Below are 11,989 nucleotides of genomic sequence, written 5' to 3'. Positions count from 1 at the left end.
TACATGGCTTATGCAAGTTACATAGATCGGCGAGGAGGCTATTCGATGAGCTACAACAACATTTTGGTCGCATTCGACGGTTCGAACCTGTCGCGCAAAGCAATCTCCCATGCCTCCGCGCTCGCGGAGAGCAGCGGGGCTACACTTACGGTGCTGCACGTCTACCAGGTGCCGCTCGTCAACAACGGCGACTTCATGGTCACGCTGCCGGCGGACTGGTCCCAGCAGTATATGGACCATTCCTTCAAGGTTCTTGAGGAAGCGAAGGCGCTCGTGCCCGGCACGATCAACGCGACGTTTAAGCTGATCGACGGCGATCCTGCGAACACGATTCTCGATTACGCAGGCGACAACGGCGCCGACCTCATCGTGCTCGGCAGCCGCGGACTCGGCGGCATTCGCGAGTTCGTCCTCGGCAGCGTCAGCCACAACGTCATGCAGCACGCCAAGGCGCCGGTGCTCATCGTCAAGTAATATGGATAGGACGGCATGCAGCTGCAGCCAGAGCCAATGACAAAAATCGGTCTCTTCCCGGACGGGAAGGGACCGATGTCTTTTATAAGGGGCATATGCAGGCTGAACGTGCAGGTCTGCCCTATAATATATCCTATATCGTTAGCCAAGTAAAATAATAGGAGACGCTTCTCTCCGTGCCGTTGCTTCTATAATAAATGAGATCAGCTGGCTTAAGCTTGCTCCATCGCGTCGATCGCTGCGTCCAGCAGACGCTCGTAGAGCTCGTCGTTCGACTCGATCTCCGCGTCCACCTCATCGATTTGCTCCTCGCTGCCCGACTTGCCCGCAAAAAACAGCGAATAACTCCACTCCTTGCCTTTGTCGCTCTGCAGCGCCATCTCGTATGCCGCATCATGTCCCTCGACCTCGAACACGACCTTTCCTACATATCCGTTTACTTCGTCCTTCGTCATTGTCGCCTCGCGAATGGTTACGTTCATGCCGATTCTCCTTTGTGTCGGGCCGTCGCTCGATCCTGTCTCGGCTTATTGCCCCAATTTAACGGTTTCAAAACCAATTTTGCATAAATAGCGCACATCGACCATTTGTCTAGTTGTCCAGAATTAATATTTTCTTAGTTGTTTCTCATATAGTCTCGCAAACAGCCGCGCATCAAGCTTTACGCCGCTTAGAGGGAAATGGAGGGAAAATTCGATCTGGTATATTGATTCTAGCAGCAAGCGCACCACGACTTCAACATCAGGGGGAATCGCATCCATGGCAACATCCTATAAGTTTAAGAAACTGATGGCATCGGCCGTCGCACTCACCGTTCTGTTCGGAGGCGCGGCAGCAGCTTTGCCGGCCAAGCCGGCCAGCGCCGCGGAAGCGACCGTCGCCGCCAGCTCCAAAGCATCCAGCATTATCGCCCTCGGCAAAAAATACATGGGCGTCAAATATAAGTTCGGCGCAAAAACCGGCGTTACCAGTTCCTTTGACTGCTCTTCGTTTACGCAGTTCCTGTACCGCAAATACGGCGTATCTCTGCCCCGGGAGTCCAAGGCGCAGTCCAAGTCCGGCAAGTACGTGTCCAAGGCGAACCTGAAGCCGGGCGATCTCGTATTCTTCTATTCCCCGATCCACCACGTCGGCATCTACATCGGGGGCGGCAAGGTGATCCATACGTACGGCAAGCCGGGGGTTACGATTTCGAGCATCAACTCGGGCTGGTGGAAGGATCACTATACGACCGCTCGCCGCGTCCTTTAGTCGCAAGTCATTCAGACAAGCCGTCCCCGATCGGGGGCGGCTTTTTTCCTGGTCCTGCGCTCCGGCTCGTCTCATTATAGCTTAAGCTTTCCCGAATTCGTCATTTTTAAGTCGACGACGACATCGATCGGAATATCCGTAACTTCCCCTCCCTCCGCCTTCAGCTTTTTCCATGCCTTCAGATGGTGCCGGTACAGCTCGTCCTCCAGGCCGATCAAGTCGATCTTTTTCGCGCGTCCCATCGCCAAAGACTGCTTCAACTTCTCGCGAATGCCGTTTTCCGCCCATGCTTCCAGTTGCCGTTCGCCGGCCTTTTCGTGCAGCTCGTACACGTAAGCTTGCACGGGTACGACGGCTTTAAAGGCCCCTTCTTTATTGCGGACGGCGTAGGACAAGCGCCCCTTGCCTTTCGTTACGACGAAGATGGCCACGAATTTCCCTTTATCGTCCCTCACCTCAAGAAAAGCGCCCCTTTGATCCGATAGGAACCATTTTACCCCCTGCACGGCTTTTTCATCGAGCGCTGCACGGTCTTTTCGTCCGACGATAGCATGGGCGCCGTCGTAAAAAATATAGGATTTCGGCTTCCCTCCCTGCTTCCAGCTGCTGCGGTCGAGTTTAAGCACAGGCAGCAGCGTCGTGCGGCTCGCCTCGTAAAATCGGCGCACGAAAACTTGCAGGCTCAGCATCGGAACGGCTGGCAGAGCGGGACTACGAACGCTGTGCGTGTACAGAAACGTATACATCGGCGAATTAAAAAGGGTATCCGCCGACAGCAGTTCGTCAAGCGGCTCGGTCGTCGACGCGATAAAAACGTTATAACGGACCGTTCGGCTTCGATTAATGCTGTCCAAAATGTCCGATATCCGCGATAACGCTCCTTCCTTAACGACGATTGTCATGAGATGGTCGAGAGAAGGTCTGAGCTGGGTGCTTCGATACAACGTTTCCAGCGCGAGCTGCGGGGATTCGCCTTCGCCGTGCCCGATGTAAGAAGGGAACGCCATGCCGCTTGCGCCTTCCGACTTGGCGACGTCTGACATCGTGATCAGCGCCCCGTAAATGGAGTAAAGCTCCTTCTTTTCGTCAAAATCGATCCCGAGGCTCGTAAAATAACTGGTCTCCTGGATCGAGCGCTGGTCCCAGCAAGACGTCAGGACTACGGCCATGAGGGCCAGCACAACCATACGTTTCGCAGCGCGCATACCGTTCATCTCCCCGCTCTGCCGCGCTTCGGGCTTCCTTTGCTTTTCTGATCTATATATGGCAGCTTGATGAAGGCGCCGCGCACGCGCCCCGCCTCGAACGGAGCCGCAGGCTTCAGGTAAGGCTCTCCGAACGACCTCAGCGACACCATGTACAGCAATATCGCGAACACCCCGATAAAAAAGCCGAACATGCCGAGCGCGGTCGAAAACAGCAGCACGACAAAACGCAGCAGGGTGACGGATCCGAACAGCGTCTGGTTGACGAGCGTAAAGGAAGTGACGCTCGTCACGGCGCTGACGACAAGCATCGTGGGGGAGGTAAGCCCCGCCCGGATGGCCGCGTCTCCGACGATGATGCCGCCCACGACCGCGACCGTCTGTCCGACGGCCCTCGGCAGACGCACGCCCGCTTCGCGGAACAGTTCGAACATGAAGAGCATGAGAAACATCTCGATCGCGGTCGAGATCGGAAGTCCGATACGCGAGACGACGATCGTCGCCATAAGCGGAAACGGGATCTGGTCGACGTTAAACGTTGACACCGCAACCCAAAATCCCGGCAAAGTAAGCGTGATGAACAAACCGAGCAAGCGAAGCAGCCGCTCCATCGTCACGTAATAATACGAATTGTGGAGGTCCTCCGGCGATTTGAGCAGCTCGAACATGTTGGTCGGCGCCGTATACACGAGCGGCAGGCCGTCTACGATGATCGCTACGCGTCCGGCGGCCAGGCATTCGACGATATAGTCTGGACGGCCGGTATAATCGATAAGCGGAAACAGGGAGCGGGACCTGTCGGACAGCATCTCCTCGATCTGCCCGGCGCCGTTCACGATTTCCGGAGACAGCCGCCGGATCCTTTTGCGCGCCTCTTCGACGAGCGAGCGGCTCGCGGCCGACTTTAAAAACAGCAGGTTCACTTCGGTACGGCTTTCCGTCCCCACGGTGAACGATTCTATTTTCAGATCCGGCGATTTTAATCGCTTGCGCACCAGCGCCCGGTTGACGTGCAAGCTCTCGACGAACCCGTCGCGCGGCCCCTTGACGGAAATTTCCGAAGCGGACTCCTCCGGCGCACGCTCGGGCTGCATGGGGATCGGATAAGCGAGCAACTTGCCGCGCATCACGATGATCACGCTGCCGGAAAAAAGATCTGCGAGGATGCGCTCGCGTTCGGCATCGTTCGAAGCCGAGCGCGGAATCGCGCCCGCAAGACCATCAGTGGCACCAGTACCTGACATCCATTCACCGAGCGAAGGCAGCAGCCGTTCTTTGTAAACCGCGTTGTCGACCATGCCAGGCACCGAAATGAGCGCAGCTAACCTGCCTCCCGCCGTCAGCGATTCGACTACGACGTCCGCGCATCCTTCCAGCTCGGCATCCAGCCAGTCAAGCCCGGTTGGCATGGAGATCCCCCCTCTCCCCGCGCTTGCGCAGCGCCAACGCCCATACGTAGAGCAGCATGCCGATCTGCGTCGCAAGAGCGAATGGCCGCAAGGCTTTGTAAAACAAATACTGGTTGCTGTCACCGAACGGATAGACGGTCAAGCCGATGAGGGCGATCCCCAGGATTGTCAAAGCGATTAACTTGACCTTGCGTTTCTGAATGCCGGTTAGCTCAAGCAGGACGCTGATCGCCAGCGAGGTACGTATGAGCGCGCCGCTTATCCATTGGAAGATGGCGAGAAAATCGAGATGCTCGATATAGCGGCCGACTCTTAAGATCCGCCACTGCGAAAAAGCGGGGAAACGCATGATGCCCGACTCGTGAACGCCGAATTCGCAAATGGCGGCCATGGTTGGGCCTAAGGACAGCATAATGACGAACAAACCCGTCGCGTACAAATGGATCGGGCGAAACGGCTTGTTGGCGTAAATTTGCAGCAGCAAAAACAATAAGATTTCCGTTAATCCGCTGCCCGATACGATCGCGCCCCGAAGCACAGGCCCCCAGCCGTGCTCCATCAAAGGAAGCAGCTGCGAATAGTCCTTGCGGTTCGCATTGCCGGAAGCGACGAATACGCCCAAACCCGATACGACTGGAAGGGCGATGCAGGACATATAGACGATCGCCCGCATGCCGATCAATACGGCGGCGATGCAGAGCGCCACAAATACCGCGGAAGTGATGAGCGGAGGCGTATCGGGCAAATAGGTACTATTGGTCCACGTGAGCATGTCGACAGTCGTAACGATCGCTTCCAGCAGCAAATAGCCTGCGACGACCGTTAAAATGAGCAGCTTGGAGAAAGATCCACCCTTTTTCTTGAGCCATGCGGGAAAGGGCTGCAGACCCATGTCGCGCAGTACCGCGGCCAGCGGCAGAAGCATGATCAGCATCAGGATGCCTGCCAGGAGGACGGAGATCCACGCATCTCTGCCGGCCGTCCCCAGCACGATCGGCAAAATGATGACGTGATTGACGAGTCCGACGGACAATACCAAGCTGGTGATGATAGACACGCGCCCTGCTTCGAATCCCCTCATTTACCGGAACCTCCCTTCCGGGATTAAGGTTCCCTCGGCTGGTCCCGATTATGTAAAGAGCGGCTTACTGCCGCCTGCTCTCAAGGCTGACGAGCCGCTCGCGCATGTCTGGTTCGCTGAAATCTTCGCCGATGAGGACGATCACGTCTGGAACCGGCTTCTGCGGCGTGATCGGCATGAAGTCGGATTCGCGATAAGCGAACTGGAACAAATAACGGGTGGCCGTGTCGGTAAAGGTAACGATTCCCTTGGCTCGGTACACCGAGGCCGGCAGTTCGCGCAGGAAGCGCTCGAAGTCCTCGCTCGGGAATCGCGCCGCGGGATAGTGCGTAAGCACGTGCACGTGATCGTGCAATCGCGGCTTCGAGTGGCCATGTTGGTCGTGATGGGCATGATCGTGATGGGCAGGATCGTGATAATCGTCGCGCTGTTCTTCTTTCGTCCGCAGCGGTACAGTCGCGTCGGCAGCACCCGGCAGCAGCGAGAATAGATCCTCCTCGGTCTCTCCCTTGACGGAATCTACGATCGCCGCGGAAGAGTTCCACTCGCGCAGCTGCGCGCGCACCTCCTCCGCCTCCCCCGGTCCGACGAGATCCGTCTTGCTCAGCAAGAGCAGCGCTGCGCCTCGGATCTGCTCCCGCATCAGACGAAGCGTCTTGCCGGCGCCGAGCCGCAGCCGGTCGAGCAGATGCCTCGCGTCGACGACGGTGATCAGCCCCCGCAGCTCGAGCCTCGCATACATGGATACTTCCGTCACGGCGTCCATCATCTCAAGCGGCTGCGCCACGCCGGTGGACTCGATCCAGATCACGTCCGGGCGATGCTCCTGGACGAGCTGCAGCAGCGAGACGCCCAGATCGTTTTTGACGGAGCAGCAGATGCAGCAGCCCAGCAGCTCGGCCATGGGCACGTCCTTTGCCAGCAGCTCGCCGTCGAGATTGACGTCGCCCGCTTCGTTCATGAGCACCGCCGTCTTCCAGCCTTTCGCCTTGGATCCCTCGAGCAGTTTTTGCAGCACGGTCGTCTTGCCGCTTCCCAGATATCCGGACAAAACATACACCTGTACAGGCCGCTCGCCGTTATCGTTCACTGTTGCGCACATTGCGGTTCCTCCCCCGACAAAATGAATCGACCCTCCGTCGCGGCTGCGTGGAGGGCCTCTAGGACGTTCGTTATGGCTACTCCCGGATCGCGGAGTAGAAGTTGCGGATCGGCTCGACGCATTCCGGCGTCTCGCGTTCCCGCTCGTTCACGTAGGCGCCGACCGGGTACATCATCATCTCGTCCGCCGAGATGCCGCGGATTCTGCCCAGGACGCCCCGATATTCCGTGTTCGTCTCGTTCAGCCATGCGTCGATGCCTTCATCGTCCAAAATGGCCGGCATCCGGTCCGAATACGGACCGACCATATCGTTGGGCAGCGTCGTCAGCATCGTATACGCGCGGATATCGCCGCCTTCGACGCGCGGCCACACTTCGTAAAACCCGGGGACGGCGAATGTTCCTCGCCCCTTTAGCACGAAATGGATAGGCTGACGGGCCCTGCCCTTCGTCTCCCAGCCGTAAAAGCCGCTGACGGGGATGACGCAGCGCTGCTTGTTCGTCATGCGCTTGAAGATCGGCCGGTCGCCGATGCCCGGCCCGTCCGCATTGACGGCATCGCGGGACCAATAAGGCATGAGGCCCCAACGCAGCGACTCGAGCTTGCGTTCGCGCTGCTCCTCGACGATGACTGCGGCGTATTGCGTCGGGGCGACATTGTATCTGGGCCTGTACGAACCGACGACCTGATCGATCCGGTAACGTTCGGTGAGCTCGGGCAAATCCGCGGCAAGCGAAAATCTTTGGCACATAGGGGGCACCGCCTTCTTGGGTTTCCCCCCAGTATTTGCTTGAAGGCGCCGCTTCTATTCGCCCGAAGCCCGGAGCCCGAACGTTAACGGATGGAATCCCGATTAAGCGTCCTGCGGATGGCCGGCCGGGACCAGCGCGACGGCAGCCGCGTTGGCCTCGACCTGCGCGACGTCTTTGCAGCCGGGAATGACGGCGGACACGGCGGGATGCCGCAAGCACCACGCCAGCGCCCAGGACGCCATGTCGACGCCTTCCGGCACTTCCGCGCGCTTGATCTCCTCGACTTCGCGCAGCAAGCGGTCGGCATCCTCGCGATCCCGCTTCGAACGAACGTCGTCGCTCGGGAACGTCGCGCCGGGCTTGTACTTGCCGCTCAGAAAGCCGCTTGCGAGCGGCACCCGGGCAAGCACGCCGAGTCCCTGCGCCTCGCAGGAAGGGAATACTTCCTCCTCCGGCGCGCGATCGAGCCGGTTGTATACTACCTGGATCGCCTGCGCGCCGACCTCCGTCGCCTTGGACGTCTGATAGACGTTGCGGTTGGAGCCGATCGAGATGCCGAGATGCCTGATCTTGCCCGCTTCGACCTGCCGGCCAAGCGCCTCCCAGAGTCCGTCCGTATCGAACTCGGCGTCCGGCCCGGAGTGGAATTGATAGAGATCGATATAGTCGGTCTGAAGCGCCTTCAGCGAAGCGTCAAGCTGACGCACGACGTCCTGCGGATCGTATACGTCGGTCCGCTCGAAAGGTGCGTGGAAATGATGTCCGAACTTCGTGGCGAGCACCCATTCGGAGCGGCGGCCGCGGATCGCCGGACCGATCAGCGACTCGGACAGATGATCGCCGTAGCATTCGGCGGTGTCGATCAGATTAATGCCCAGCTCGGCCGCCCTGCCCAGAATGGCGTCCGCCTCGCGCTGCTCGTAATTCCTGCCCCACTCGCCCCCGAACTGCCAAGTGCCGACGCCTACCGCGGATACTCTCAGATCGGTAGATCCTAGCTTGCGATACAACATGCCGGAGTCCTCCCTTTCATAGATGACGATTCGCTAATGTTCCATCATTTAAGATTAAGCCTCGACGGTTACCGCAGTGCCGCTTACCGCTACCATAAGCATGCCTTCCCGCACGACCTCGTAATCTACGTCGACGCCGACGATCGCGTTGGCGCCCATCCGCTTCGCTTGTTCGACCATCTCCGAGACCGCGATATCCCGCGCTTGCTTCAGCTTGTTTTCATAGGAGCCGGACCTGCCGCCGACAACGTCGGTGATCGAGGCCATGAAGTCGCGGAAGATGTTCGCGCCCATGATCGTCTCTCCGTTCACCATTCCGTAATAGGACGTAATTCTGTATCCTTCCACATTGGGCGTGGTCGTCACGAGCATGATTATAGCCTCCTTGAAGATGTTGGGAACGCCCTCATTCTATCATAACGGCCTCCCGGACAACAATGAGAGCCGCCGGCGTCCGCCGGCAGCTCTCAAGGGTTGAATTCGCTCGGAGCGGGATTCTCCTCCACTGCGAATTCGTAATCGTCGATATCGAATACCTGGACCGGGATCGCGTTCTGGACGACTTTGTCCTGGAATTCGATATGGTCGGTCAGGATCGGACTTTGCGCCCGCAGCGAAGTCAGCACGATCTCCGTCTCGATCGGGTCAAGCAGCTCGCCATACTGCATGTTCTCTGCCGCGTTGACGACGACAAGGGTCACCTTGTCGTTGATCGGCAGCGGCGGGCTCTCCCGCCATGGAGCGAGCAGCGAGCGCTCAAGCTTCTTTTTATTGAACGGATCTTCGAAGTACGCGATCATTTCCCCGATCTTGCCCTTGACGTGACGGTCGTCGTCCGGGTCGGGCATGACGGGCTCGTCGCTTTCCTTCATATCGTACAATTCCATCACTGTCGAATACGGAATCCGGTATTCCACAGGCCGTTTCGGCAGAAGCAGCTGACCATATATGGCGATCATGACCGCCTCGATGACAAAACGCCTTTCCATTGTAGCCAGTCCCCCCTAGTAGCGGCAGAAAAACCTTAAGCGCATTGCTGTACATTATATCATAAATTCGCGTCAGACATGCCGACGGCGGGTATAATAGGCCGACGTAAGGAGGCGAGTCAGGATGACGTTGACGACGGCTAGACCCAAAACGGCCGATCTTGATGGACTGCTGCGCGCGGCCGAAGCCTGCAGGATCGACACTTGCCGCGTGCGGATCGGCAGCGGCCGCGACGCGCAGAAGCTGGATTATGCGCGTACCCCGCGTTCGGCGGAGCGGCTGCACAAGGTCAACTCGGTGACGAAAAGCGTGCTCTCGCTCCTCGTCGGCATCGCGCTCGGGCGAGGCGACTTCCCTTCGCTCGATTCGCCGCTCGCAGGCTGTCTGCCGCGCGTCTCCGCTTCGCTCGGACGAATTCGGCTGCATCATTTGCTGTCGATGACGGCCGGCATGGACTGGCCGGAATGGGGCGCCTGGGGCGGACGTCCCAATCCGATGTGCGAATCGGACGACTGGATCGCTTTTATCCTGGATAGACGAACGACGATGCGGCCTGGAGGCGCGATGTCCTACAACTCCGGCTGCTCGCATCTGCTCAGTCTCATTCTGCAGCAAGAGACCGGCATGACCGCCGAAGCCTACGCCGCGAAGCATCTGTTCGGGCCCCTCGGCATCCGCGACTGGCAATGGCACGCGGATCCGCAAGGCGTGTCGATCGGCGGCTTCGGCCTCGCCCTTCGCGGCGGCGACCTGTTCAAGCTCGGCCTGCTCATGCTGGCGCGCGGCCTCTGGGCCGGCCGCCAGGTCGTTCCCGATGCGTGGATCGCGGAGTCGACGGCAGCCAGAAATCACACATACGATTGGCTCGGCTCTTATGGCTATCATTGGTGGACGTTCACCGGCGGCGGTTGCGAGGCTGTGAACCCGCACATTTATTACGCCATGGGCTACGGCGGCCAATTTCTGTTCGTCATCCCGGAGCGGGAAACCGTCGTCTCGTTCACCAGCGATTTATACCGTGAACCTTTAAGGCCATTAAAGATTTTTTCGCAGTTTGTCGCTGGCGTGCCTTACGGCTCGTAAATCATCTTGCGGGTCATGCCGCCGTCCACGACAAGATTCGTTCCGGTGACGAAGCCGCCCTCGGGGTCCGTTAAATAAAAACAGGCCCTGACCACGTCCGAAGGCTTGCCTACGTGCCCGGACGGATGCTGCTCGTGATCGACAGGCCTCAAGGCGGCATAGTCGCCGTATTCGATCCAACCCGGACTGACCGCGTTGACCGCGATGCCGTCCGGACCGAGGGACAACGCGAGCGCGTGCGTAAGCGCCAGGATACCGCCCTTGGAGGCTGCGTACGCTTCCGAGTTCGGCTCGGATTGGAGTGCGCGCGTCGAAGCGATGTTGACGATGGCGCCGCCGCCTGTACGTTTCATCGCTTTGGCCGCTTCGCGGCCGCACAGGAACGCGCCGCGCAAATTGACGTTCATGACGCGGTCCCATTCCTCGAGCGACAGCTCAAGCGGCGACCTCCAGATGCCGATGCCCGCATTGTGCACGAGCACGTCGACGCGCCCCGTCCAAGCCATAGCTTGCTCTACGATATTCGCGGCAGCCTCGGCTTCGTTCAGATCGGCCGGGATATATCTCGCGGCTAAGCCTTCGCCCGCCAATTGCGCCGCCAGCGCCTCGCCTTCCGTGCCGGGCGCGTCGCTAAGCGCGACCGAAGCGCCCGCTTCGGCGTACGCCCGCGACAGATGGCGACCGATGCCGCCGGCTGCGCCCGTCACGATGACCGTGCGGCCCGCGTACTTGCCTGGCATCAAGATTGCGCGAGACGCGACAGCCTTGCCGTTAGCGTCTCCCTCCAGCTATCGGCCAACGCACCGACCGCAAGCAGGCGCTGCATGCCTTCCCGGTCTTCTTTACCCCGATGCATGACCCTGTTCGCTTCTTCTACCGTGACGCCGCCGGAGTCGCGCGAGACGAGGACGAGCTTGCCCGGTTCGACTGCGCCTTGAGTCAGCACGCGGAAATAAAATCCCGTTTTCCCCGTGTCGCGAACCATCGCAGGCAGATCGTCCGCGTCCCACTTCATCGCCAGCTTCCAGCATGGCACGCGCGGCTGGCTGACCTGAAGCGTCACTTCGCCGATCTTGAATACGTCGCCGATGCAAACTTCGGACTCGACGATCTCGTCGATCGTGAAGTTCTCGCCGAACGCGCCGAATTCGAGCGACTTGCCGAGCTTCTCTTCCCAATAGGCGTAATGACGGTACGGATAGGCGCACACTGCCTTGTCAGGGCCGCCATGATTGACGGTATCCGCCTGCTCGTCTCCGGACAATCCTTCAACATGGACGTCGACGGCGTTTTGCGCGCGTTGTTTGTTGATGCCTGACTTCGCGATTTTGCCCTTGAACCGCCCCTCGCTAGCCGCGCCTACGTTCACCGCCAACAACGGGTAGACGCTGCCTGGCGCTATGTGCGGCGCCGTTGAATTCGACATCGTTCGAACCTCCTCGATTTGGGATTTGGGATATTTTTTTCCCCCATGCGCCCTCGCCCGTACGACCTCGCCCGTGCGATCTCGCCCCTACGCGCCTGGTGCGTCAGGGGATGGATAAGGGACAATCGTCCTTGCCATGCTAAATCAGCGGGCCTTCGACGCCCCGGATTGGAGATGATCACCGATGACCACGTCGAAACGGA

The 11,989-nt window shown here is 59.1% G+C and carries 14 protein-coding genes; 3 read left to right on the top strand and 11 right to left on the bottom strand.

What is annotated here, in order from left to right; all coding sequences use genetic code 11:
• The first annotated feature begins 45 nt into the window (after window positions 1-45).
• Entirely contained in the window at window positions 46-474 is a 429-nt protein-coding gene (locus tag ACFOTD_RS24485; RefSeq protein ID WP_378122566.1) for a universal stress protein, read from the top strand.
• Between the two features lie 212 nt (window positions 475-686).
• Here ACFOTD_RS24485 and ACFOTD_RS24480 read toward each other — a convergent pair whose 3' ends face one another.
• Window positions 687-956: a hypothetical protein gene (locus ACFOTD_RS24480; protein WP_378122565.1), complete on the bottom strand. Its 270-nt coding sequence runs from the start codon at window positions 954-956 to the stop codon at window positions 687-689.
• Window positions 957-1,233: 277 nt separating this feature from the next.
• On the opposite strand from ACFOTD_RS24480, the gene ACFOTD_RS24475 reads away from it, so the two are divergent.
• The gene (locus ACFOTD_RS24475; RefSeq protein ID WP_378122564.1) at window positions 1,234-1,725 is read left to right on the top strand and encodes a C40 family peptidase; all 492 of its coding nucleotides are present in this window, start codon (window positions 1,234-1,236) and stop codon (window positions 1,723-1,725) included.
• A gap of 74 nt (window positions 1,726-1,799) precedes the next feature.
• Here ACFOTD_RS24475 and ACFOTD_RS24470 read toward each other — a convergent pair whose 3' ends face one another.
• The 8 genes from ACFOTD_RS24470 to ACFOTD_RS24435 all read right to left on the bottom strand — a co-directional run bounded on the left by ACFOTD_RS24470 (window position 1,800) and on the right by ACFOTD_RS24435 (window position 9,276).
• The gene (locus tag ACFOTD_RS24470; protein WP_378122563.1) at window positions 1,800-2,930 is read right to left on the bottom strand and encodes a Ger(x)C family spore germination protein; all 1,131 of its coding nucleotides are present in this window, start codon (window positions 2,928-2,930) and stop codon (window positions 1,800-1,802) included.
• 5 nt (window positions 2,931-2,935) lie between these two features.
• The gene (locus ACFOTD_RS24465) at window positions 2,936-4,339 is read right to left on the bottom strand and encodes a spore germination protein (RefSeq protein WP_378122562.1); all 1,404 of its coding nucleotides are present in this window, start codon (window positions 4,337-4,339) and stop codon (window positions 2,936-2,938) included.
• Entirely contained in the window at window positions 4,323-5,420 is a 1,098-nt protein-coding gene (locus tag ACFOTD_RS24460) for a GerAB/ArcD/ProY family transporter (protein ID WP_378122561.1), read from the bottom strand. Before ACFOTD_RS24460 ends, ACFOTD_RS24465 begins: the two co-directional genes overlap by 17 nt.
• A gap of 64 nt (window positions 5,421-5,484) precedes the next feature.
• Window positions 5,485-6,522: a CobW family GTP-binding protein gene (locus ACFOTD_RS24455; protein WP_378122560.1), complete on the bottom strand. Its 1,038-nt coding sequence runs from the start codon at window positions 6,520-6,522 to the stop codon at window positions 5,485-5,487.
• Between the two features lie 76 nt (window positions 6,523-6,598).
• Window positions 6,599-7,273, bottom strand: a complete 675-nt coding sequence (locus ACFOTD_RS24450; RefSeq protein ID WP_378122559.1) for an SOS response-associated peptidase — start codon at window positions 7,271-7,273, stop codon at window positions 6,599-6,601.
• Window positions 7,274-7,375: 102 nt separating this feature from the next.
• The gene (locus ACFOTD_RS24445) at window positions 7,376-8,287 is read right to left on the bottom strand and encodes an aldo/keto reductase (RefSeq protein ID WP_378122558.1); all 912 of its coding nucleotides are present in this window, start codon (window positions 8,285-8,287) and stop codon (window positions 7,376-7,378) included.
• Window positions 8,288-8,341: 54 nt separating this feature from the next.
• Window positions 8,342-8,659, bottom strand: a complete 318-nt coding sequence (locus ACFOTD_RS24440; protein ID WP_282908613.1) for a YbjQ family protein — start codon at window positions 8,657-8,659, stop codon at window positions 8,342-8,344.
• Window positions 8,660-8,754: 95 nt separating this feature from the next.
• On the bottom strand, window positions 8,755-9,276 hold the full coding sequence (locus ACFOTD_RS24435; RefSeq protein WP_378122557.1) for an ADP-heptose synthase: 522 nt from the start codon (window positions 9,274-9,276) through the stop codon (window positions 8,755-8,757).
• Window positions 9,277-9,400: 124 nt separating this feature from the next.
• Between ACFOTD_RS24435 and ACFOTD_RS24430 the strand changes: the two genes are divergently transcribed.
• Entirely contained in the window at window positions 9,401-10,360 is a 960-nt protein-coding gene (locus ACFOTD_RS24430) for a serine hydrolase domain-containing protein (RefSeq protein WP_378122556.1), read from the top strand.
• Here the strand turns inward: ACFOTD_RS24430 and ACFOTD_RS24425 are convergent.
• Together ACFOTD_RS24425 and ACFOTD_RS24420 are read right to left on the bottom strand one after the other, a co-directional pair.
• Complete coding sequence (locus ACFOTD_RS24425; RefSeq protein WP_378122555.1) at window positions 10,348-11,100, bottom strand: SDR family NAD(P)-dependent oxidoreductase; 753 nt, start codon at window positions 11,098-11,100, stop codon at window positions 10,348-10,350. The two genes, ACFOTD_RS24430 and ACFOTD_RS24425, sit on opposite strands and share 13 nt — an antisense overlap.
• A complete protein-coding gene (locus ACFOTD_RS24420; RefSeq protein WP_378122554.1) occupies window positions 11,100-11,786 on the bottom strand; it encodes an MOSC domain-containing protein in 687 nt (228 codons plus the stop codon). The genes ACFOTD_RS24425 and ACFOTD_RS24420 overlap by 1 nt, the downstream gene beginning before the upstream one ends.
• Window positions 11,787-11,989: the final 203 nt, after the last annotated feature.

The organism is Cohnella sp. GCM10012308, from assembly GCF_042649185.1.
Lineage (GTDB): Bacteria > Bacillota > Bacilli > Paenibacillales > Paenibacillaceae > Cohnella.
The sequence above is the reverse complement of the archived record's forward strand: the minus strand, read 5'-3'. Positions and strand labels throughout refer to the sequence as shown.

Coding starts and splice junctions, on each gene's coding strand:
- ACFOTD_RS24440 (WP_282908613.1), bottom strand. CDS start 8,659: ATGCTCGTGACGACCACGCCCAATGTGGAAGGATACAGAATTACGTCC.
- ACFOTD_RS24475 (WP_378122564.1), top strand. CDS start 1,234: ATGGCAACATCCTATAAGTTTAAGAAACTGATGGCATCGGCCGTCGCA.
- ACFOTD_RS24480 (WP_378122565.1), bottom strand. CDS start 956: ATGAACGTAACCATTCGCGAGGCGACAATGACGAAGGACGAAGTAAAC.
- ACFOTD_RS24430 (WP_378122556.1), top strand. CDS start 9,401: ATGACGTTGACGACGGCTAGACCCAAAACGGCCGATCTTGATGGACTG.
- ACFOTD_RS24435 (WP_378122557.1), bottom strand. CDS start 9,276: ATGGAAAGGCGTTTTGTCATCGAGGCGGTCATGATCGCCATATATGGT.
- ACFOTD_RS24470 (WP_378122563.1), bottom strand. CDS start 2,930: ATGCGCGCTGCGAAACGTATGGTTGTGCTGGCCCTCATGGCCGTAGTC.
- ACFOTD_RS24455 (WP_378122560.1), bottom strand. CDS start 6,522: ATGTGCGCAACAGTGAACGATAACGGCGAGCGGCCTGTACAGGTGTAT.
- ACFOTD_RS24485 (WP_378122566.1), top strand. CDS start 46: ATGAGCTACAACAACATTTTGGTCGCATTCGACGGTTCGAACCTGTCG.
- ACFOTD_RS24420 (WP_378122554.1), bottom strand. CDS start 11,786: ATGTCGAATTCAACGGCGCCGCACATAGCGCCAGGCAGCGTCTACCCG.
- ACFOTD_RS24445 (WP_378122558.1), bottom strand. CDS start 8,287: ATGTTGTATCGCAAGCTAGGATCTACCGATCTGAGAGTATCCGCGGTA.
- ACFOTD_RS24460 (WP_378122561.1), bottom strand. CDS start 5,420: ATGAGGGGATTCGAAGCAGGGCGCGTGTCTATCATCACCAGCTTGGTA.
- ACFOTD_RS24465 (WP_378122562.1), bottom strand. CDS start 4,339: ATGCCAACCGGGCTTGACTGGCTGGATGCCGAGCTGGAAGGATGCGCG.
- ACFOTD_RS24450 (WP_378122559.1), bottom strand. CDS start 7,273: ATGTGCCAAAGATTTTCGCTTGCCGCGGATTTGCCCGAGCTCACCGAA.
- ACFOTD_RS24425 (WP_378122555.1), bottom strand. CDS start 11,100: ATGCCAGGCAAGTACGCGGGCCGCACGGTCATCGTGACGGGCGCAGCC.